The organism is Massilia agilis, assembly GCF_024756255.1.
Classification (GTDB): Bacteria; Pseudomonadota; Gammaproteobacteria; order Burkholderiales; family Burkholderiaceae_D; genus Telluria; species Telluria agilis.
The window spans coordinates 454,090-474,533 of the sequence record NZ_JANUHB010000001.1; the positions used below are offsets into that span (position 1 = coordinate 454,090).

19 protein-coding genes are annotated in these 20,444 nt (G+C 66.5%); 2 read left to right on the forward strand and 17 right to left on the reverse strand.

Annotation, left to right across the window (positions count from 1 at the left end):
• Positions 1–12: 12 nt before the first annotated feature.
• The 6 genes from NX774_RS01995 to NX774_RS02020 all read right to left on the reverse strand — a co-directional run bounded on the left by NX774_RS01995 (position 13) and on the right by NX774_RS02020 (position 6,464).
• The gene (locus tag NX774_RS01995) at positions 13–2,838 is read right to left on the reverse strand and encodes a formate dehydrogenase subunit alpha (RefSeq protein WP_258820474.1); all 2,826 of its coding nucleotides are present in this window, start codon (positions 2,836–2,838) and stop codon (positions 13–15) included.
• Positions 2,839–2,858: 20 nt separating this feature from the next.
• Positions 2,859–3,089 (reverse strand): formate dehydrogenase, encoded by a 231-nt coding sequence (locus tag NX774_RS02000; protein ID WP_258820475.1) that lies wholly within the window; start codon positions 3,087–3,089, stop codon positions 2,859–2,861.
• Positions 3,082–3,753, reverse strand: coding sequence for a TorD/DmsD family molecular chaperone (locus NX774_RS02005; RefSeq protein WP_258820476.1), 672 nt, complete (start codon positions 3,751–3,753; stop codon positions 3,082–3,084). Before NX774_RS02005 ends, NX774_RS02000 begins: the two co-directional genes overlap by 8 nt.
• 115 nt (positions 3,754–3,868) lie before the next feature.
• Positions 3,869–4,003, reverse strand: a complete 135-nt coding sequence (locus NX774_RS02010) for a DUF2474 family protein (RefSeq protein WP_258820477.1) — start codon at positions 4,001–4,003, stop codon at positions 3,869–3,871.
• Positions 4,003–5,010, reverse strand: a complete 1,008-nt coding sequence (gene cydB, locus NX774_RS02015; protein WP_258820478.1) for a cytochrome d ubiquinol oxidase subunit II — start codon at positions 5,008–5,010, stop codon at positions 4,003–4,005. Before cydB ends, NX774_RS02010 begins: the two co-directional genes overlap by 1 nt.
• Positions 5,011–5,012: 2 nt before the next feature.
• Positions 5,013–6,464, reverse strand: a complete 1,452-nt coding sequence (locus NX774_RS02020; protein ID WP_258820479.1) for a cytochrome ubiquinol oxidase subunit I — start codon at positions 6,462–6,464, stop codon at positions 5,013–5,015.
• 232 nt (positions 6,465–6,696) lie between these two features.
• Here NX774_RS02020 and fnr point away from each other — a divergent pair, with 232 nt between their 5' ends.
• Entirely contained in the window at positions 6,697–7,467 is a 771-nt protein-coding gene (gene fnr / locus NX774_RS02025; protein ID WP_258820480.1) for a fumarate/nitrate reduction transcriptional regulator Fnr, read from the forward strand.
• Positions 7,468–7,656: 189 nt separating this feature from the next.
• On the opposite strand, the gene NX774_RS02030 is transcribed toward fnr, so the two are convergent.
• The 7 genes from NX774_RS02030 to ccoN form a co-directional block, all read right to left on the reverse strand.
• The gene (locus tag NX774_RS02030) at positions 7,657–9,486 is read right to left on the reverse strand and encodes a DUF885 domain-containing protein (RefSeq protein WP_258820481.1); all 1,830 of its coding nucleotides are present in this window, start codon (positions 9,484–9,486) and stop codon (positions 7,657–7,659) included.
• 312 nt (positions 9,487–9,798) lie between these two features.
• On the reverse strand, positions 9,799–10,326 hold the full coding sequence (locus NX774_RS02035) for a FixH family protein (RefSeq protein WP_258820482.1): 528 nt from the start codon (positions 10,324–10,326) through the stop codon (positions 9,799–9,801).
• Between the two features lie 15 nt (positions 10,327–10,341).
• Complete coding sequence (gene ccoG, locus NX774_RS02040; RefSeq protein WP_258820483.1) at positions 10,342–11,730, reverse strand: cytochrome c oxidase accessory protein CcoG; 1,389 nt, start codon at positions 11,728–11,730, stop codon at positions 10,342–10,344.
• Positions 11,731–11,733: 3 nt separating this feature from the next.
• On the reverse strand, positions 11,734–12,678 hold the full coding sequence (ccoP, locus tag NX774_RS02045; protein WP_258820484.1) for a cytochrome-c oxidase, cbb3-type subunit III: 945 nt from the start codon (positions 12,676–12,678) through the stop codon (positions 11,734–11,736).
• Entirely contained in the window at positions 12,671–12,841 is a 171-nt protein-coding gene (locus tag NX774_RS02050; RefSeq protein WP_258820485.1) for a cbb3-type cytochrome oxidase subunit 3, read from the reverse strand. Before NX774_RS02050 ends, ccoP begins: the two co-directional genes overlap by 8 nt.
• Position 12,842: 1 nt before the next feature.
• Complete coding sequence (gene ccoO, locus NX774_RS02055; protein WP_258820486.1) at positions 12,843–13,457, reverse strand: cytochrome-c oxidase, cbb3-type subunit II; 615 nt, start codon at positions 13,455–13,457, stop codon at positions 12,843–12,845.
• Positions 13,458–13,471: 14 nt separating this feature from the next.
• The gene (ccoN, locus tag NX774_RS02060; RefSeq protein ID WP_258820487.1) at positions 13,472–14,929 is read right to left on the reverse strand and encodes a cytochrome-c oxidase, cbb3-type subunit I; all 1,458 of its coding nucleotides are present in this window, start codon (positions 14,927–14,929) and stop codon (positions 13,472–13,474) included.
• 246 nt (positions 14,930–15,175) lie between these two features.
• Here ccoN and NX774_RS02065 point away from each other — a divergent pair, with 246 nt between their 5' ends.
• Positions 15,176–15,568 carry a TraR/DksA family transcriptional regulator gene (locus tag NX774_RS02065; protein WP_258820488.1) on the forward strand — a complete coding sequence of 131 codons (393 nt, stop codon included), beginning with the start codon at positions 15,176–15,178 and terminating at the stop codon, positions 15,566–15,568.
• A gap of 102 nt (positions 15,569–15,670) precedes the next feature.
• On the opposite strand, the gene ccoS is transcribed toward NX774_RS02065, so the two are convergent.
• From ccoS to hemN, 4 genes are read right to left on the reverse strand one after another with little or no spacing between them, the layout of a single operon-like run.
• Positions 15,671–15,817: a cbb3-type cytochrome oxidase assembly protein CcoS gene (ccoS, locus tag NX774_RS02070; RefSeq protein ID WP_258820489.1), complete on the reverse strand. Its 147-nt coding sequence runs from the start codon at positions 15,815–15,817 to the stop codon at positions 15,671–15,673.
• Between the two features lie 2 nt (positions 15,818–15,819).
• Positions 15,820–18,219, reverse strand: coding sequence for a heavy metal translocating P-type ATPase (locus tag NX774_RS02075; protein ID WP_258820490.1), 2,400 nt, complete (start codon positions 18,217–18,219; stop codon positions 15,820–15,822).
• Positions 18,216–18,977, reverse strand: a complete 762-nt coding sequence (locus NX774_RS02080) for a sulfite exporter TauE/SafE family protein (RefSeq protein WP_258820491.1) — start codon at positions 18,975–18,977, stop codon at positions 18,216–18,218. Before NX774_RS02080 ends, NX774_RS02075 begins: the two co-directional genes overlap by 4 nt.
• Positions 18,978–18,984: 7 nt before the next feature.
• Complete coding sequence (gene hemN / locus NX774_RS02085) at positions 18,985–20,424, reverse strand: oxygen-independent coproporphyrinogen III oxidase (protein WP_258820492.1); 1,440 nt, start codon at positions 20,422–20,424, stop codon at positions 18,985–18,987.
• Between the last annotated feature and the right edge of the window lie 20 nt (positions 20,425–20,444).

Below are 20,444 nucleotides of genomic sequence, written 5' to 3' on the forward strand. Positions count from 1 at the left end.
TCCTGTCCGCCGTTACGCGCGTACTACGCGGCACAGCGACACCTTGGTTTCCTGCATCATCGTCACGGCGTCGTAGCCGTAGGTCCAGCCGGTATTGGTCGCCTCACCGCGCACGATCGGGGCTGCGCCATCCGGGTAGTGGCGCTCGAGGTCGTCGCCCATCCACCAGCCGCCGAAGTGGAACGGCATCCACACAATGCCGCTGGGCACGCGCTGGGTCACCATGGCCATCACCTTGAGCCGTGCACCGGTGGGCGTTTCGACCCACACGTAGTCGCCCAGGCGGGCGTTGATCTGGGCCGCGTCGTCGGGGTTGAGCTCGACGAACATGTTCTGCTGCAGCTCGGCCAGCCAGGGATTGGAACGGGTCTCTTCGCCGCCGCCCTCGAACTCGACGAGCCGGCCGGACGTCATGATCAGCGGGTAGTCCTTGGAAAAATCGACGTCCTGCACCGACTTGTAGAGCGTTGGCAGGCGCCAGAAATTGGCCTTGTCGTCGTAGGTCGGGTATTTGGCGACCAGGTCGCGGCGCGGCGTGACCAGCGGCTCGCGGTGCACCGGCACCGGGTCGGGGAAGTTCCACACATTGCAGCGGGCACGCGCATTGCCGTAGGGCGCGCAGCCGTGCTGCATCACCACCCGGATGATGCCGCCGGACAGGTCGGTCTTCCAGTTCTTGCCCTCGGCAAGTGCCTGCTCCTGGGGCGTGAGCTCCTGCCACCAGCCGAGCTTTTTCAGGAACACGTGGTCGAACTCGGGGTAGCCGGTATCGATCTGCGACCCGGCATTGGTCGAGCCGTCCGCCGCCAGCAGCGAGGAACCGTTGTGCTCCACACCCCAGTTGGCGCGGAACGGCATGCCACCTTCCATCACCGGCTTGTGCAGGTCATACAAAATGGGCGTGCCCGGGTGCTTCATTTCCGGCGTGCCCCAGCATGGCCACGGCAAGCCGTAGTAGTCGCCCTTGCACGGCCCGTACTCGGCGCGCAGCGTGGTCGGGTCGAAGGTGGCCTTGTTCTCCATGTGCAGCTTCAGGCGCTCGGGCGAGCAGCCGGTGTAGCCGATGGTCCAGCACGAGCGGTTAATCTCGCGCAGGATGTCCTCGATGACCGGTTCGTTATTGACCACCTTGATGTTCTTGCACAGCTCGTCCGCAAAGCCGAACTTTTTGGCGAACAGGTACATGATCTCGTGGTCGGTCTTGCACTCGAAGATGGGCTGGATCACCCGCTCGCGCCACTGGAGGCTGCGGTTGGATGCGGTGACCGAGCCCTGGGTCTCGAACTGCGAGGCCGCCGGCAGCAGGTACACGCCGGTCTCGCGGCCGTGCATCGAGGCGGTCATGCTCGGATAGGGGTCGATGACGACCAGCATGTCGAGCTTTTGCATCGCCGCCTTCATGTCCGGCAGGCGCGTCTGGCTGTTGGGCGCGTGGCCCCAGTAGAACACGGCGCGCAGGTTGCTGGGCTGGTCGATGTACTGGTTCTGCTCGTTGACCGCGTCGAACCAGCGCGACACGGTGATGCCAGGCTTTTCCATCAGCTCCTTGGAGCCGTAGCGCGACAGCAGCCAGTTGTAGTCCACCCCCCACACGTTGGCGAAATGCTTCCATGAGCCTTCGGCCAGGCCGTAGTAGCCGGGCAGCGACTCGCCGTTGGGGCCGACATCGGTGGCGCCCTGCACGTTGTCGTGGCCGCGGTAGATGTTGGCGCCGCCGCCCTGCACGCCGATGTTGCCCAGTGCAAGCTGCAGGATGCACAGCGCGCGCACGTTGGCGGTGCCGATGTGGTGCTGGGTGATGCCCATGCACCAGACCACCGACGACGGCTTGTTCTTGGCCAGCACCTCGGCCGCCATGCGCACCGTGGCCTCGGGCACGCCGGTCACGTCGGAGACCTTGTCCGGCGTCCACTTGGCCACTTCCTTGCGCACGTCTTCCATGCCCCAGGTGCGCGCCGCGATGTATTCCTTGTCTTCCCAGCCGTTGTTAAAGATGTGCCACAGGATGCCCCACACCAGCGGGATGTCGGTGCCCGGACGCACGCGCACGTAGTGGTGGGCAAAGCGCGCGGTGCGGGTGAAGCGCGGGTCCACCACGATCATCTTGGCGCCCAGCTCCTTGGCGTGCAGGAAGTGCAGCATCGAGATCGGGTGTGCCTCGGCCGGGTTGGAGCCGATGAACATGACGGCCTTGCTGTAGTGCAGGTCGTTGAACGAGTTGGTCATCGCGCCGTAGCCGAAGGTCTGGGCCACGCCGGCAACCGTGGTCGAGTGGCAGATGCGCGCCTGGTGGTCGCAATTGTTCGAGCCCCACATCGAGACCCACTTGCGCAGCAGATACGATTGCTCGTTGTTGTGCTTGCTGCTGCCGATGACCATCAGCGCGTCCGGGCCGGCCTGCTGGCGCAACTGGATGAGTTTGTCGCCGATCTCGTTGATGGCCTGGTCCCACGAGATGCGTTCGTACTTTCCATTAACCAGCTTCATGGGATAGCGCAGGCGCTTTTCGCCGAACGCGTGCTCGCGCACCGAGGCGCCCTTGGCGCAGTGGGCGCCCATGTTGATCGGCGAATCGAAGGCGGCGTCCTGGCGCACCCAGACGCCGTTGGTGACGACCGCATCGACCGAACAGCCGACCGAGCAGTGGCTGCAGACGGTATGCTTGACAACCGTGTTGCTGCTGGCCGGCGGCGGCGCCGGGTCGGCGGCGGAGACCGGCTCGATCACCCGGAACGGCAGGTGCCGCGCCAGGGCGCCGGCGCCCGCCGCGACGCCCGCGCCAACGAGGAATTTCCTGCGCTTTGCGCCGCTTTCACGCGTGATCTTCACCAGGGACATGGCCCACTCCTTCGCCGCGCTCACCAGTAGGCGGCGGTACGGTAATAACGTCGAATGTGTTCGGTTTCACGATAGCCGCCGCTGGCCTGCGTTGCCGGCGCCGGCGCGGCCGCCGCGACAGGTTCGGCCGCCCTGACGCCACCGACGGCGGCAGCCAGCGCGCCCAGCGGCAGCGCCTTGAGAAAGCCACGGCGCTGCGGATCGGGGCCGGCCGGCGCGGCGGTGGCCCCGTGCTGCTCTTGCTCAGTCATCGATGCTCTCCTCGAATGCAAAGGCTTCGGCCTCGACCGCGAAAAATGCCTGCGCGAAGGCGGCCACCAGCCGGTAGAAGCTGGCCTGTTCGTCGGCCGCGATGTCGGCCAGGCAGCGCGCATGCCAGGGCGCGATGTGCCGCTCGAAAAACCACTTCTGGCGCGACAAGGGCTGGCGCGGCAGGCCCGGGGCGCCGGTGACGAGGATGCGCATGGTCTCGCACATGGCGCCCAGATGGTCCTCGAACTCGCCCGCGTTGCCGGCGCGCGCCAGGCGCAGCCCGGCCAGGTCGGCGCGCAGGTCGGCCAGCGGCTTGTCGTTGATGTAGCCGGACAGGTAGAACGATTCGTAGGGATTGAGCCGGGGCGTGCCGATGCTGACGAACAGCGCGTTGAACTCGTCCGCCACCGCGTCCGCCTCGGTGACCGAGGCCGCCAGCGCAAGCTTGTGCCAGGCCTGCTCCAGCGGCGCCGCACTGCCGTCTGCGCAAATCGGCTCGGCCGTGGCCAGCGCGGCCAGCAGGCCGGCATCCGGCGGGACAAACAGCAGGCGCGCAAGCAGACCGTAAAGGTCGGCGCGCGCCTGGTCCTCGCCGGGCAGGGGAAGCGGCACGCCAAGCGTGCCTGCATCGCGCTGGCCGGGTTGCGCAGTTTGCACGTGCACTGGCAGTTCTCCCGTTAGCAAAGGTACATGGGAAGTTTATCCAGTCCCCTGTCCGAGGCGCGCACGGTTGGCGTGCACGGAAATCACCGATAAAATCGGCGGTCCTGGCGCGTGGCTAGCGGTGCATGCCGGCCGCCTGCATCAGTACGCGCAGCAGCAGCGCAACGGCGGCCAGCGCCGCCACCCCGCCCGCCCACAGCGCGGCCAGCCAGCCCACGCGGCCCAGCCACAGGCGCATGCGTGGCCGCATCAGTGGTAGCCCTCCGAGGTGCGTACCTTGCCGCGAAACACCCAGTACGACCATGCCGTGTACATCAGGATGAACGGGATGATGAACAGCGTGCCCACCAGCAGGAAGCCGTGGCTGGAGGGCGAGGACGCGGCTTCCCAGATGGTGATCGTGGGCGGGACGATGTGCGGCCAGATGCTGATCGCCATGCCGCTGTAGCCCAGGAACACGAGCGACAGCGCCATCAGGAACGGCACCCGGTGCGGCGCGCCCCGCAGCGAATGCACCAGCACCGCCAGCGCGGCCAGCACCAGCAGCGGCACCGGCGACAGGAACACGATGTTGGGGAAACTGAACCAGCGTTCGGCCACGTCGTGGTGGCGCAGCGGGGTCCAGATGCTCACCGCGATGATCGCCAGCAGCACCAGCCCCGCAAGCGGCGCCGCCACCTCGATCATGCGCCGGTGCAGCTCCCCTTCCGTCTTCATGATCAGCCAGGTGCTGCCCAGCAGCGCGTAGGCGAGGATCACCCCTGCCCCGGCCAGCAGCGGGAACGGCGCCAGCCAGTCCAGCACGCCGCCGGCGTAAGTGCGGCCGGACACCGGGATGCCTTCCAGGAACACGCCCAGCGCCACGCCCTGAAAGAATGCCGCGACGAACGAACCGGCGATGAAGGCCTTGTCCCAGATATGCCGCTCGTGCTCGCGCGCCTTGAAGCGGAACTCGAAGGCCACGCCGCGAAAGATCAGGCCCACCAGCATGAAGATGAGCGGCAGGTACAGCGCGGACAGGATGATCGAGTACGCCACCGGAAAGGCCGCCAGCAGCGTCTCGCCGCCCAGCACCAGCCAGGTCTCGTTGCCGTCCCACACCGGGGCGACGGTGTTCATCATCACGTCGCGGTCGTGCCGATGGCGCACGAACGGAAACAGCATGCCGATGCCCAGGTCGAAGCCGTCCATGACGACGTACATGAACACCGCGAAAAAGATGATGACGACCCAGATCGAGGCAGTATCCACACCCATGGTCAGCTCCCGGTGGCGCCCTTGGCGGCGGGCAGCGGCAGGCCCTCGTCCGGGCCCTCTTCGGCCGCCGAAAGCGGGCGCATGGGGGTACGCTCGCGGCCGGGCCCGCCCTCGGGCGGCTGGCGCATGTCGAACCGCTGCGGCCCCTTGCGCGCGAGCCGCAGCACGTAGGCAAAGCCGGCCCCGAACACGAACACATAGCTGACCACGAACAGCAGCAGCGTGAGCGCGAGCGGCGCCACCCCGTGGGCCGAGGCGCCATCGGCGGTGCGCATCACGCCGTACACGACCCATGGCTGGCGCCCGACCTCGGTGGTGACCCAGCCGGCCAGTAGCGCCACCAGTCCGGCCGGGCCCATCGCCACCGCCGCCTTGAGGAAGGCGCGGTTGCCGAACAGGCGCCCTCCCCGCCGCAACCACAGGCTCCAGAAGCCGAGCGCGATCATCAACAGGCCCAGCCCGACCATGAGGCGAAAGCTCCAGAACACGATCAGCGCGTTGGGCCGCAGCTCGCGCGGGAAGGCCTTGAGACCCTTGAGCTGCCCGTTCCAGCTGTGGGTGAGGATCACGCTGCCCAGGTGCGGCACTTCCAGCGCGTAATTGGTCCGTTCGTGCTGCATGTCGGGCATGCCGAACAGGATCAGCGGCATGCCCTGCTCGGGCGGCCCGTTTTCCCAGTGCCCTTCGAGGGCGGCAACCTTGGCCGGCTGGTGCTCGGCCGTGTTGAGCCCGTGCGCGTCGCCGATCGCCGCCTGGATCGGCGCCACGATGGTCATCATCCACATCGCCATCGACAGCATGGTGCGCACGGCCGGCTGGTCATTGCCCTTGAGCAGATGCCAGGCGCCGGTCGCGCCCACGAACAGCGCCGTGGACAGGAAAGCGGCCACGGCCATGTGCATCAGCCGGTACGGGAACGAGGGGTTGAAGATCACCGCGATCCAGTCCACCGGGATCGCCTTGCCATTGACGATTTCGTAGCCTTGCGGGGTCTGCATCCAGCTGTTGGCCCCCAAAATCCAGGTGGCGGACACCAGCGTGCCCAGCGCGACCAGGCAGGTGGCCAGGAAATGCAGGCCGGGGCCGACCCGGTTCCACCCGAACAGCATCACCCCGAGAAAGCCCGCTTCCAGGAAGAACGCAGTCAGCACCTCGTAGCTCAGGAGCGGGCCGGCAACGCCGCCCGCGAACTCGGAAAAGAAGCTCCAGTTGGTGCCGAACTGGTAGGCCATGACGATGCCCGACACCACGCCCATGCCGAAGTTGACCGAAAAGATCTTGATCCAGTAGTGGTACAGGTCGAGAAAGACCTGGCGGCCGGTGCGCAGCCAGCACAGTTCGAGCACGGCCAGGTAGCTGGCCAGGCCAATGGTGATGGCCGGGAACAGGATGTGGAAGGACATCGTGAACGCGAATTGCAAGCGCGCAAGGTCCACCGCCGTCAGTCCGAACATGAGCTCTCCCCCTTCGCGACCCGTGCAAAATCTACCACGGGCGGCGGCGCGCACGGTTGCCGGTCCTCCCGATCCGGCGCGCGCGGCGGAGAAGGCTGGCGAAGTTGTCAAGCCACCCGGGCGATTTCGCCACAGTTTTGTTTCCCGAGATACAAGGACGCCGACAATTTTCCCGGCAGGCGGCCGACGAGGCCGTTATAATCTGTTCGATCCCACACCTTTTTTTTACCGTATGCCCCAACCTCTCACGTTCTCGGCAGACCCCACTACGCTCAACGTCACCGCGTTGAAGAAGAGTTGCGCTGCGTGCAGCATGCACCAGCTTTGCCTGCCGATGGGCCTCGAGGATTGTGACATCAACCGCCTCGACCAGATCATCGGCAAGCGCCGCCGCCTCGAGCGCGACGAGCCGCTGTACAAGATGAACGAGCCGTTCCGCAACCTGTATGCGGTGCGCTTCGGGCACTTCAAGACCTACCACATCAATGCCGCGGGCGAAGCGCAGATCACCGGCTTCCAGATGGCAGGCGAGCTCCTGGGCATGGACGCGATCAGCGGCGACCGCCACTACTGCGATGCGGTCGCGCTGGAAGACAGCGAGGTGTGCGAGATCCCGTTCCACCGCCTCGAAGAGCTGTTCGGCGAGGTGCCGGCGCTGCTGCGCCACTTCCACCGCATCATGAGCCAGGAAATCACGCGCGAGCAGAATGTCATGCTGTTGCTGGGTAACATGCGTGCCGAGCAGCGTTTTGCGGTGTTCCTGATCAACCTGTCGGCCCGCTACGCCGCACGCGGCTATTCGCCCAACACCTTCCAGCTGCGCATGTCGCGCGAGGATATCGGCAACTACCTGGGCCTGACCATCGAGAGCGTCAGCCGGCTGCTGTCGCGCTTTAAGAAGCAGGGCTGGCTGGCGGTGGACAAGCGCGAAGTGACGCTGCTCGATCCGGGCAAGCTCAAGGCCATGGCGGCGGGGACGGAGCAGTGCAGCCCGATGGCGTGATGCCGGCCGCATAAAAAACGAAGGGGTTCCATGCGCAGGCAGGAACCCCTTTTTATTTGTTAGCCTAAGATACGTCGTTCCCGCGCAGGCGGGAACCCATGCCGAATGTGCGAGCCCGCGGCTTTAATACTCAGCATGGGTCCCCGCCTTCGCGGGGACGACGGTACAAAGGGTAGTGGCGAGATGGCGTCAGGTGTTTTTCTGCTGCTCGATCCAGCGATGCACCACGTCGCCCAGCACGTCCAGCGGCACCGAGCCGGTGCGTAGCACCACGTCGTGGAAGGCCGGCAGCGAGAACTTGGCCCCGAGCGCCGTCTTTGCCTCCTCGCGCAGCTCGAGGATGCGCAGCATGCCGATCATGTAGGCGTTGGCCTGGCCCGGCCAGGCGATGTAGCGCTCCACCTCTTCCTTGTTGATGCCGAAGTCGATCGCCTGCTCGCGCGTCCAGCCCTTGGCGTGCATGCCGGTGTCCACCACCAGCCGGCGCGCGCGGAACAGTTCGGAGCCGAGCGCGCCCAACAGGCTGGGCACGTCGCCCTGGTACCAGCCCTGCTCCACCGCCAGGCGCTCCGCGTACAGGCCCCAGCCTTCGCTGTGCGCGCTGCCGCCGCCGAAGATGCGGTTGGCGCGGTACTTCGGCAGCCCTTTTTGCTCCTGCTGGATCGCGAGCTGGAAGTGGTGGCCCGGCACCGCCTCGTGGTACGACAGGCTGCGCATGCGGATCATGTCGAACTTGGGCCCGCGCATCGGGACCCAGAAGATGCCCGGGCGGCTGCCGTCCGGCGCCGGCAGCGAATAGTGCGCCGAGGCCGATGGCTCGGTCAGCGCCGGTTCGCGCCGCACTTCCACCGGTGCGGCAGGCTTCAGGTTGAACAGGCTTTCGCTGCGGGCCTGCGCGTCCTTGACGATGCCGGCGTAGCGCGCCAGCAGCTCGGGACGCGGGTCGCCCTCCCCCTTCGGCTGGAAGGTGGCGTCGAGCTGCTTCATGCGCGCTTCGACCGTGCCCTCGCTGTAGCCCAGCTCGCGCAGGTGCTTGTCCATCTCCGCTTCGATGCGCGCGACCTCGCGCAGGCCGATCGCGTGGATCTGCTCGGCGGTGAGGCTGGTGCTGGTGAAGTTGGACAGGTAGTGCTGGTAGGCGGCAGCGCCATCGGGCAGGCGCGAGATGCCCACCACGTTGCCGGTACGCGGGTGGATCTCGGCCATGAAGTCCTTCACGCGGGCGTAGGCGGGAATGATCTTCTCCTGCACCACGCGGGTGGCGCGGGCGATCGCGGCGGCGCGCGCCTCCGGGCCCAGGTCCGACAGGCTCGCGCTGCGCTTTTCCAGCGAGGTCACCAGCACGTTCTGCGCCGCTTCCGGCTTGAGGAAGATGTTGACCTGGTCCTGGGCACGTTCGAGGATCACGCGCGGCGGGATCAGGTCGCGGGCGGCGGCGGCGCGCCCGCGCGCCAGCGCTTCGTCGATGCGGGTGGCGACCTGGTCCAGGCGCGCGAGGTAGCTGTCCACGTCCGCGGCGCGGCGCAGCGGGTGGGTCTGGGTCATGAAATTGACCAGCGAAACGTGCACGCCGCTGAACTGCGAGAAGATGAAGTTATAGTCCTCGAAGCGTTCACCCTCGACCGTCTTTTGCAGCGACCAGCGCATGGTCGCTGCCGAGATGCGCTGGTCGCCGTCCAGCGGGCCGGCCAGGAATTTGTCCAGCCTGGCGATGCCGGCGCGGGCCAGCGCGCGCACCTTCCGGCGCTGCGCATCGGTGATCGGGGTCAGCTGGCGGTCGAGCGCGTCCTGTTCCTTGCCCGAGAAGTACTGGGTACTGGTCGCCAGCTGCGGGTTCAGGCGCACCCAGTCTTCGGCGAACTTGTCGGCCCACAGGTTGAAGGCGGCATTGGGCTTGACGGCGGCCGCTTTGACGGCCGGCTCGGCGAGCGCAACCGGCGGCAGGGCCGCGCCAAGCATCAGGGGAACGAACAGGGTGGCGAGCGCGGTGCGCAGGGCGCGCGGGCGGAAGGTGGACATCGGGCGTCTCTCTAGGCGTAGTGGTTATTCTGATAGTTGGCAATGAGGAATTGCCGCTCAGAATCTAGCACGGAACCGGGGACGAGTCTGTATTGACGGAGGGGCCAGACGGCGCGTTGGGCAGCGCAGCGGCAGGCTGGACGCGTGGGCAGGATCTGCCCACCCTACGGGGAAAATCGGAGCGGCGGGATGTTCGCATCGATGAGGCCCTGCGGGTGGCCCGGGCCGTTACCCGGGTACGGCGGGGGTGGGGGCAGCCACCACCGCGGCTGGCCAGGCTCCCCGCAGGAACCTCATGTTGCGAAACTGCGCTTAGCGAGCGTCGGCCTTGATGTCGAGCTCGCGGTGCTTCGGCCAGTCCCAGCTGTGGGCCAGGCGCCAGTCCTTCTGGCCAGCTTCGACCACCACCTGCCAGTGCGCGCGTTCGAGCGCCGGCAGGACGATCGAGAAGTGGCCGGTTGCATCGGGAACCGCTTCCAGCGTCATGTCCTTCTCGGGAATGGTGGGGTGCGCCAGCATCACCTTGAACGGCGTGCCCAACGGGCGGCCGGCAGCGGTGAGCGTGCCTTCCAGTCGCCCCGCCTGCGGGTCGAAGCGCATCTGCACTTCCAGCCGCATGCCGGCCGCCACGCGGTCGCGGCGCAGGTCCTGGTTGATGGCCTGGCCCTGCTTGTAGTAGTCGCCCACCACCAGCGCATCCGGACGGGTCACCGCCAGCCAGGTGGTGACCGCGCCGGCCACCACCACGGTGGCGGGGCCGAGCATCAGGAGCCACGGCCAGCGCTGCGCGTACCACGGCGGCTGCGGCATCGAGCCCAGGGTTTGCGAATTCGGATTCATGATTTGCTCCTTCGGTTATCTGGGCACGATGAAGACGGCCTTTTCCTCGACATGCAGCGAGGGGTCGTCGATGCCGGTCAGTTCGAACTCGATCTTGTTCGAGCCGTGCTTGCCTGCGTGTTCGGGGACACGCACGCGCACTGCGACGCCGCGCGTGGTTGCGCCCGGCACCTCGATCACGTCGTTCTCCACCACCTTGGCGCCCTCCAGGCCTTCGACCTTGAGCTTGAAGCGGTGCGACGACTCGCCGGTGTTCATGATCTGCAGGCGGTACACGTTCTCGATCTGGTCATCCTCGACCTCGCGCCCCATCGAGCCGCGGTCGCGGATCACGTCCATCTTGAGCGGGGTGCGCAGCGCCAGCGTGCCGAAGAACGCGGTGATGATCAGGCCCAACAGGCCGGTGTAGATCAGCACGCGCGGACGGAACACGCGCTTGGCTGCCTGCTTGTTGGTCAAGCCGTTTACCAGCGCGTGCTCGGTCGCGTAGCGGATCAGGCCGCGCGGCTTCTCGATCTTGTCCATCACGCTGTTGCAGGCGTCCACGCAGGCGGCGCAGCCGATGCACTCGTACTGCAGGCCATTGCGGATGTCGATGCCGGCCGGGCAGACCTGCACGCACATCGAGCAGTCGATGCAGTCGCCTGCGGCCCCGTTCGCGGCTTTCTTGCCGAGCGGCGCACGCGGTTCGCCACGCTTGGCGTCATAGGTGATGACCAGCGTGTCGTGGTCGAACATCGAGCTCTGGAAGCGGGCGTACGGGCACATGTACTTGCACACCTGCTCGCGCATGAAGCCGGCGTTGCCGTAGGTGGCGAACGCGTAGAAGAAGATCCACCAGGTCTCCCACGGGCCGAACGACCAGCTGACCAGTTCGTTCACCAGCGCCTTGAGCGGGGTGAAGTAGGCGACGAAGGTGAAGCCGGTCCACAGCGCGACCACGCCCCAGGCGGCGTGCTTGGCGCTCTTTTTGGCAATCTTTTCAGCATTCCAAGGCTGGCGATTCAAACGAATTCGGGCGCTACGCGCGCCCTCGATCTTTTGTTCGATCCACAGGAATATTTCTGTATATACGGTTTGTGGGCAGGCGAAGCCGCACCACACCCGCCCTGCGACGGCTGTTACCAGGAACAGCCCGTAGGCGCAGATGATGAGCAGGCCCGCAAGGTAGATGAAGTCTTGCGGCCACAGCACCAGTCCAAATAAGTAGAACTTACGGGCCGTCAGGTCGAACAGAACGGCCTGGCGGCCGTTCCATTGGAGCCAGGGCAACCCGTAGAACACAAGCTGCGTCAGCCAGACACACAGCCAACGCAGTGTTGCGTAGCGGCCCTTCACCTCGCGAGGATAGATATCCTCGCCCTTGGTGTACATCTTGATGACCGCTTCTTTGGGCGCGTTCATAACTTATTGCGCTGCCGGCGCTGCTGCGGCTTGCGCCGGGTTGTTCGACAGGCTCCACACGTAGGCAGCCAGCACATGCACCTTCTTCTCGCCCAGGAACTCGCCCCAGGCCGGCATGGTGTTGTTGCGGCCCTTGCGGATGGTTTCCATGATCGTCTCGGCGCTGCCGCCGTACAGCCAGGTCTTGTCGGTCAGGTTCGGCGCACCGATCATCTGGTTGCCGTGCGCATCCATGCCGTGGCAGGCGGCGCAGGCAGCAAACTTGGGCTTGCCGTAGGCGACCTTGACCGGGTCGGCGGTCAGGCCCGACAGGCTGCGCACGTAGTGGGCAACGGCTTCGACGTCGCTGTCCGAACCGAGTGCGGCGGCCATCGAGGGCATCTGGCCATGGCGGCCGTTCATGATGGTCTCCTTGATGGTTTCCGGCGCGCCGCCGTACAGCCAGTCGTTGTCGGTCAGGTTCGGGAAGCCCTTGTTGCCGCGGGCGTCCGAGCCATGGCACTGCGCGCAGTAGGTCAGGAACAGGCGTTCGCCGATGGCGTGGGCCTGCGGGTCGGCGGCCACTGCCTTCAGGTCCTGGCTGGCGTACTTGGCGAACAGCGGGCCGTACTCGGCGTCAGCCTTTTTCAGCTCGTCCTGGTACTCGGAGGTCGATTTCCAGCCCAGTTTGCCGGCGTAGCTGCCCAGGCCCGGGTACAGGGCCAGGTAGATCACACCAAACAGGATGGTCAGCCAGAACATGATCATCCACCAGCGCGGCATCGGGGTGTTCAGCTCGGACAGATCCTCGTCCCAGACGTGGCCGGTGGTCGCCTGCGGCTTGCCGTTCTCGTCCAGCTTGACCTTGAAGCGCGACTGGGTCCACAGCAGGATCGCGCAGCCGGCGATACTCGCGATGGTGATCAGCGCGACGTAGTAATTCCAAAACTCGTTAATAAAGTCAGACATGTGCACTCTCCCCTGCTGCCTTGTCGTCCTCGGCGAACGGCAGGCTGGCCGCCTGCTCGAAATTGCCGCGGTTGGCGGGCGTGAACGCCCACCACATGATTCCGATGAAGGTGATGAACGAGACCACCGTCATCACGCTGCTCGCGGTGTCGAAAAATCCCATCTCAGTTCCTCGTCTTGATCTGGGTGCCCAGGCCCTGCAGGTAAGCGATCAGCGCGTCCTGTTCGGTCTTGTCGGCCAGTTCGGTCGGCGCATCCTTGATTTCCTGCTCGGTGTAGGGCACACCGATACGCTGCATCGCATGCATCTTCGGCACGATGTCGGCCGGGTTCAGCTTGTTCTGCGACAGCCACGGGTAGGCCGGCATGTTCGATTCCGGCACCACGTCACGCGGGTTGTTCAGGTGGGTGCGGTGCCACTCGTCCGAGTAGCGGGTGCCCACGCGGGCCAGGTCCGGGCCGGTGCGCTTGGAACCCCACTGGAACGGGTGGTCGTACACGTATTCACCGGCGACCGAGTAGTGGCCGTAGCGCTCGGTCTCGGCGCGGAACGGACGGATCATCTGCGAGTGGCAGTTGTAGCAGCCTTCGCGGATGTAGATGTCGCGGCCGGCCAGGCGCAGCGGCGAGTACGGTTTCAAGCCGGCCACCGGCTCGGTGGTCGAATGCTGGAAGAACAGCGGGACGATTTCGACCAGGCCGCCAACCGAGACGACCAGGACAATCAGACCGATCAAGAGCGCGGCGTTCTTCTCGATCCACTCATGCGAAAATTTCATGCTTCTCTCCTGCTTCAAGCGTGGACGGCGGCGCTGGTTTCAGCGGCGTGGTCATGCGGTTTCAGTGCCGGGATCGGCTGGTCCACCGACTTGGTGCCGGCCATGGTCTTCCAGGTGTTGAAGGCCATGATCAGCATGCCGGTCAGGTACAGCGAGCCGCCGGTCACGCGAATCACGTAGTACGGGAAGGTGGCCTTGACGCCTTCGACGAAGGTGTAGGTCAGGGTGCCGTCCGGGTTCACTGCGCGCCACATCAGGCCCTGCATCACGCCGGCAATCCACATCGAGGCGATGTACAGCACGATGCCGATGGTGGCCAGCCAGAAGTGCAGGTCGATCAGGCCGACGCTGTACATCTGCTTCTTGCCCGACAGACGCGGGATCAGGTAGTAGATCGAACCCATGGTGATGAAGCCAACCCAGCCCAGGGCGCCGGCGTGCACGTGGGCCACGGTCCAGTCGGTGTAGTGCGACAGCGAGTTGATGGTCTTGATCGACATCATCGGGCCTTCGAAGGTCGACATGCCGTAGAACGACAGCGAGACGATCAGGAACTTCAGGATCGGGTCGGAACGCAGCTTGTACCAGGCGCCCGACAGCGTCATGATGCCGTTGATCATGCCACCCCACGACGGTGCCAGCAGGATCAGCGAGAAGACCATGCCCAGCGACTGGGTCCAGTCAGGCAGCGCGGTGTAGTGCAGGTGGTGGGGACCGGCCCACATGTAGGTGAAGATCAGTGCCCAGAAGTGCACGATCGACAGGCGATACGAGTACACCGGACGCTCGGCCTGTTTCGGGATGAAGTAGTACACCATGCCCAGGTAGCCCGCGGTCAGGATGAAGCCCACTGCGTTGTGGCCGTACCACCACTGGATCATGGCGTCCTGCACGCCGGCGTACATCGAGTACGACTTCATGAACGAAGCCGGCATCGACATGCCGTTGACGATGTGGAGGATGGCCACGGCCAGGATGAAGCCGCCGAAGAACCAGTTCGCCACGTAGATGTGCTGGACCTTGCGCTTGATGATGGTGCCGAAGAACACCACAGCGTAGGCAACCCACACCACTGCGATCAGGATCGAGATCGGCCATTCCAGCTCGGCGTATTCCTTACCGCGGGTGTAGCCCAGCGGCAGCGACACGGCCGCGCACAGGATCACCAGCTGCCAGCCCCAGAAGGTGAAGGCGGCCAGCTTGTCGGAGAACAGACGCACCTGGCAGGTACGCTGGACAACCCAGTACGAAGTGGCAAACAGACCGCTGATGCCGAACGCGAAAATCACGGCGTTCGTGTGCAGCGGACGCAGGCGACCGTAGGTCAGCCACGGGGTGTCGAAGTTCAATGCGGGCCATGCGAGCTGGGCCGCGATGAAGACGCCCACCAGCATACCGACCACGCCCCAGAGGACGGTGGCGATCGCAAACTGGCGCACGATCTTGTAGTTATAGTTTAGACTGCTGTCCAAGATGCTCTCCTGAAAGGATTCAAAAAGATGACGGTAGCAGAGTAGTTTTCCGCACCGCAAAAATCCTTGATGTGAATCAAATTGTTCGGCAACACTTGAGTTATGGGAATGTGTCCCCATGCAACAATATTCGCTCTTAGTTCCCGAATTTTGCGACCGCAGTTTTGAGATGCATCAAGAATCTGGACAGGCTAGCCCGCCACACTCGGTGTGGACGCTTTGACTAAAGCTCACAGGACGATTCTGATGCCTATTTCCCCCCAACTCCATGCCGAAGTCGAGCGCAAGCTCACCAAGAGCCGCGAGGACCTGCTGGGCGCGGTGCGCGCGCGGGTGTACGGCGACGACCCTGCCATCGGCCCGGGCGCACACACGGCGCAGAACGAGGACCGGCCGCAGGCCGAGATGATCAGCCACAACGAGGAGCACCTGGCCGACCACGAGAGCGCGCTGCTGCACGCCATCGACGCCGCGCTGGGGCGGCTGGAGTCGGGCGGTTACGGCATTTGCGTCGAGTGCGGGCGCGAGATCGGAGAGCAGCGCCTGCTGGCTACGCCAACGGTGCAGACCTGCATCGAATGCCAGGAGATGTTAGAAAAAGAACAACGACGGGCGACGGGCGCGCCGCCGCAGATTTGAGGGGCGAAGCCGCAGGGCCTCGCCTTTGCCGCCCAGGCCGCGGGCGGCAGCTCGCACGGGCTGAACGCGTGGGCAGAATCTGCCCACGCTACGCGCTACCGGTTACGCGTGGTCGTCGTCGCGGAGAATGCGCATGGCCGGCCCTTCGAGGTCGTCGAACTGGCCGCTGTCGGACGCGCCAAAGAACACCCAGATCGCGATGCCTACCGTGATGATGCTCAGCGGCACGAGTAAATACAGCGCTTCCATGATCACTTTCCCCTTCTGAGGCGTAATGCGTTGCCCACCACAAGGGCGGAGCTGGCCGCCATGCCGATACCGGACAGCCAGGGATTGAGCAGCCCGAAGGCGGCGGCCGGGATTGCGGCCAGGTTGTACACCGTGGCCCACGCCAGGTTCTGGCGGATCACGGCAAGGGTGCGGCGCGCGGTATCGGCGGCATCGGCCAGCGGACCCAGGCCGTCGCCGAGCAGCACGCAATCGGCATTGAGCTGGGCCAGCGCCGCGCCGTTGCCCATAGCAAACGACACGTCCGCGCCGCGCAGCACCGCCGCGTCGTTGACGCCGTCGCCCACCATCGCGACCACCGCGCCATTTTGCTGCAAAGCGCGCACGTAGTCGAGCTTTTGTTGTGGCAATTGCCCGCCCAGCGCCTCGTCGATGCCGAGCTCGGCAGCCACGGCGGCGGCCGCTTCCTGCTGGTCGCCGGAGAGCAGCACCACCGTCTGGCCGGCCTGGTGGAAGCGGCGCACGATCTCGCGCGCTTCAGGCCGCAAGCCGTCGGCCAGCTCGAACCGGGCCAGCCAGCGGCCCGGTGCAGCGAGCCAGACGCGGGTGGCGCCGGTATCGCCACCCGCCGGCTCTTGGCTCCCCGCCAAACCTGCCACGAACGCCGCGCTGCCCAGCCGGTAGCGCACACCCGCGATCGTTCCTTCGACACCCTCGCCGACCACATATTCCAGTTCCTGCGCCGCCGCCAGCACCGGGCCGGCCGCGGCGCGGATCGCCAGCGCGATCGGGTGCGCGTTGGCCGCTTCCAGCGCGCCGGCCAGCTGCAAGCATTCCCCTTCGCCCGCCGCGTCCAGCGCCACCGTGCGGCGCAGTTCCGGACGCCCCAGCGTCAGGGTGCCGGTCTTGTCGAATACCACATGGGTGGCGCGCGCCAGCGTCTCGAGCACGTGCGGCTGCACGGCGAGCGCGCCACGGCGCAGCAGGCGGTCGGTGGCCGCCGCCAGCGCGGTGGGCGTGGCCAGCGACAGCGCGCACGGGCACGAGACCACCAGCACGGCAATGGCGGCCGCCCAGGCACGCGACGGGTCGATGACGTGCCAGGCCGCGAACACGATCACGGTCAGCACCAGCAGCGCGGCCACGAACCAGGCGGCGACCTTGTCGGCCCACAGCGCCAGCTGCGGCTTGCCCTGCCCTGCTCGTTCCACCAGGCGCACCAGCAGCGCCAGCGTGCTGTCGCGCGCAGCGGTGGTCACGCGCAGCACGATCGCCTGCGCCGCGTTGACCGCGCCGCCAGGCAGCTCGTCGCCGGCGTGTTTGCGCTGGGTGCGGCTCTCGCCGGTCAACAGCGCCAGGTCCACCTCGGTCGCACCCTCGACGATCACGCCGTCGGCGGCCACCGCCTGCCCCGGCTGCACCAGGATCAGGTCGCCCGGCTGCAGCGCGCCGGCCGCCACCAGCTCGGTCGCGCGTTCAACCGGATAGCCGGGCATGCGCAGCGCCGACGCCGGCAGCGCCCGCTGCAGGCCCTCGAGCGCGCGCGCGGCCTTGCGGCGCGCACCCAGCTCGAAATAGCGGCTGCCCAGCAGCAGGAAGATGAACATCGTGATCGAGTCGAAGTACACCTCGCCCGAACGCGTCACCAGCGCCCACAGGCTGCCCACGAAGGCCGCGCCGATGCCCAGCGCAACCGGCACGTCCATGCCCGGCATGCCGCGCTTGAGGTCGAGCCAGGCGCCGCGGAAGAACGGCTGGGCCGAGTAGAACACGGCCGGCACGGTCAGCGCGAACGAGGCCCAGTGCATCAGCGCCTCCATGCTGGCGTCCATGGTGCCGTCGGTGGCCATGTAGACCGGGACCGCATACATCATCACCTGCATCATCGCCAGGCCCGCGATGAACAGCTGGCGGAACAGCTTCTTGCGGGCGCGTTCGAGCTGCTCGCCGTGCTGTTTCGCGTCGTAAGGATAGGCGCCGTAGCCGATCGCGCGCACCGCGCGCACGATGTCGCTGGGCTTGCACTGGCCGGGCTCCCAGCGCACGCGCAGGCGCTCGGTGGCCACGTTCAGGGCCACGTCGGCCACGCCCGGCAGGTGGGCCAGGCGCCGCTCGATCAGCCACACGCAGGCCGCGCAGCGCATGCCTTCGACCGAGAACACGGCCTCGGTGGCTTGCGGATCCTCGTCGTACAGGGCCAGCTCGGGCGCATCGGCGGCCGCGTCTTCCTGGCGCGCGGCGTATTCGGTACGGGTGCTGTAATAGTCGGCAAAGCCGCCGTCGGCGATGGCCTGGGCCGCGGCAGCGCAACCGGGGCAGCACATCGGGCGCGGCTTGCCGTCGATGTTCGCCTCCCAGCGGCTGTTGGCCGGCACCGGCTCGCCGCAGTGGAAGCACGCCACCGGTTTCGGGACCGCGTTCACGCGCCCACTCCCGGCGTGATGCACAGGGTGTGCAGCCAGCTTTGCGGCAGGCCGCCGGCCGCGCGCACCAGGCCCAGCACGCCGAACCCGAGCACCACCACGCCGCTGGCCACGCGCACGGCGCGCCGCGCCAGGAAGGCGCGCACCTGGGCCCCGGCCGCGCCCAGCGCAACGAGCATCGGCAGCGTGCCAAGGCCGAACGCCAGCATCACGGAGGCGCCGGCAGCGCTGGAGCCGGTCAGCATCGCCGTCACCAGCGCGCTGTACACCATCCCGCACGGCAGCCAGCCCCACAAAAAGCCGGTGGCGAGCATCTTGGCGGGGGTGTCGGGCGGGCCGACCCGGCGCATCAGCGGTTGCACGTGGCGCCACAGCGCGCGCCCGCCCTGCTCCAACCAGGCCAGGCCGCGCCAGGCATCCATCAGGTACAGGCCGAGCGCGATGAGCATGAGGTTGGCGAGCCAGAAGCCGCCCGCCTGCAGCGCCGGCAGCCCGGCGAGAGAGCGCGCGCTGCCGGCGGCGCCACCGGCCAGCGCGCCGGCGATCATGTAGCTGCCGATGCGCCCCGCATTGTAGGCGAATACGTTGGGCAGGCTGGACTGCAGCGTCACCGTGCGCACCGGCACCGGGAACGCGGGCGTGCTCGCGCGCGCCGGCGCGAGCGAGAGCGCGCTCACGATGCCGCCGCACATGGCGCCGCAGTGGACGCTGCCGAGCAGGCCCACCATGAACATGGGGAACAGGTTGATGCCGGCCATGCGCCGCTCAGATGGTCTGCGAGTGGCGCGGCCCGTTGCCGCGCGAGGCCAGGTAGCGGTCGAACACCATGCACACGTTGCGGATCAACAGGCGCCCTTTCATGGTCACCGTGATCCATTCGGCGTCACGCGTCACCAGGCCATCGCGTTCGAGCTCGCGCAGCTGCGCCAGCTCGCTCTCGAAGTATTGGTCGAACTGGATCGGGAAGGCCTGCTCGAGCGCCGGAATGCACACTTCGAATTGGCACATCAGCTTCTGGATCAGGGTGCGGCGCAGCGCGTCGTCCATCGTCAAGCGAATGCCGCGCGCGATCGGCAGCTCGTTGCGGTCGAGCAGGTCGTAGTAGGCGTCGAGCGTCTTGACGTTCTGGCTGTAGGTGGCGCCCACGGAACTGATGGCCGACACGCCGCACGACACCAGGTCGGTGTCCGAGTGGGTCGAATAGCCCTGGAAGTTGCGGTGCAGGCGGCCCTGCTGCTGTGCCACCGCCAGGTCGTCGGTCGGCTTGGCGAAGTGGTCCATGCCGATGTACACGTAGCCGGCCTTGGACAGGCGCTCGATGCACAGCGACAGCATGGCCAGCTTGGCGTCGCTCGACGGCAGCTCGGACTCATTGATGCGGCGCTGCGGCTTGAACAGGTGCGGCATGTGCGCGTAGTGGTACACCGCGATGCGGTCCGGGCTGCAGGCGACGACCTTGTCGAGCGTCTCGCCGATGGTCTTGACGGTCTGGCGCGGCAGGCCATAAATCAGGTCGACGCTGACCGAACGGAAGCCAGCACCGCGGGCGGCGTCGATCACCGAGCGGGTCTCGCCTTCCGGCTGGATGCGGTTGACCGCTTTCTGCACCTCGGGGTCGAAGTCCTGCACGCCCAGGCTGATGCGGTTGAAGCCCTGCTCGCGCAGCGAATGGACGCGCTCGGGCGTCACGGTGCGCGGGTCCACCTCGATCGAGTATTCGCCCACGCCGTCCGGCGCGAAGCGGAACAGCCGGTGCAGGTGGGCCATCAGCTCGCCCATCTGGGCATCCGACAGGTAGGTCGGGGTGCCGCCGCCGAAGTGCAGCTGCTCGACTTCGTTCATGCCCGAGAACAGCAGGCCCTGCATCTCCACTTCGCGCTTGAGGTAGGCGAGGTAGGTGGCGGCCTTTTCGCGGTTCTTGGTGACGATCTTGTTGCAGGCGCAGTAGTAGCAGACGGTATCGCAGAACGGGATGTGCAGGTACAGCGACAGCGGCTTGGCGCCGCCCCGGGTGCGCACGCCTGCGACCGCCTGCAGGTAATCGCGGTAGCCGAACGACTCGGAAAAACGGTCGGCGGTCGGGTAGGAGGTATAGCGGGGACCAGACTTGGCCAGCCGGCCAAGGAGCTCTGCATCGAATTCAACCGACTGGTAGGCAGCCGAATACGACGGGCTGGCCGCGACCGGGATGACGTTTGAGTGCATTTGTGGGAGGCTCCTGCTGG

Coding starts and splice junctions, on each gene's coding strand:
- NX774_RS01995 (WP_258820474.1), bottom strand. CDS start 2,838: ATGTCCCTGGTGAAGATCACGCGTGAAAGCGGCGCAAAGCGCAGGAAA.
- NX774_RS02000 (WP_258820475.1), bottom strand. CDS start 3,089: ATGACTGAGCAAGAGCAGCACGGGGCCACCGCCGCGCCGGCCGGCCCC.
- NX774_RS02010 (WP_258820477.1), bottom strand. CDS start 4,003: ATGCGGCCACGCATGCGCCTGTGGCTGGGCCGCGTGGGCTGGCTGGCC.
- cydB (WP_258820478.1), bottom strand. CDS start 5,010: ATGGGTGTGGATACTGCCTCGATCTGGGTCGTCATCATCTTTTTCGCG.
- NX774_RS02020 (WP_258820479.1), bottom strand. CDS start 6,464: ATGTTCGGACTGACGGCGGTGGACCTTGCGCGCTTGCAATTCGCGTTC.
- fnr (WP_258820480.1), top strand. CDS start 6,697: ATGCCCCAACCTCTCACGTTCTCGGCAGACCCCACTACGCTCAACGTC.
- NX774_RS02030 (WP_258820481.1), bottom strand. CDS start 9,486: ATGTCCACCTTCCGCCCGCGCGCCCTGCGCACCGCGCTCGCCACCCTG.
- NX774_RS02035 (WP_258820482.1), bottom strand. CDS start 10,326: ATGAATCCGAATTCGCAAACCCTGGGCTCGATGCCGCAGCCGCCGTGG.
- ccoG (WP_258820483.1), bottom strand. CDS start 11,730: ATGAACGCGCCCAAAGAAGCGGTCATCAAGATGTACACCAAGGGCGAG.
- ccoP (WP_258820484.1), bottom strand. CDS start 12,678: ATGTCTGACTTTATTAACGAGTTTTGGAATTACTACGTCGCGCTGATC.
- NX774_RS02050 (WP_258820485.1), bottom strand. CDS start 12,841: ATGGGATTTTTCGACACCGCGAGCAGCGTGATGACGGTGGTCTCGTTC.
- ccoO (WP_258820486.1), bottom strand. CDS start 13,457: ATGAAATTTTCGCATGAGTGGATCGAGAAGAACGCCGCGCTCTTGATC.
- NX774_RS02065 (WP_258820488.1), top strand. CDS start 15,176: ATGCCTATTTCCCCCCAACTCCATGCCGAAGTCGAGCGCAAGCTCACC.
- ccoS (WP_258820489.1), bottom strand. CDS start 15,817: ATGGAAGCGCTGTATTTACTCGTGCCGCTGAGCATCATCACGGTAGGC.
- NX774_RS02080 (WP_258820491.1), bottom strand. CDS start 18,977: ATGGCCGGCATCAACCTGTTCCCCATGTTCATGGTGGGCCTGCTCGGC.
- hemN (WP_258820492.1), bottom strand. CDS start 20,424: ATGCACTCAAACGTCATCCCGGTCGCGGCCAGCCCGTCGTATTCGGCT.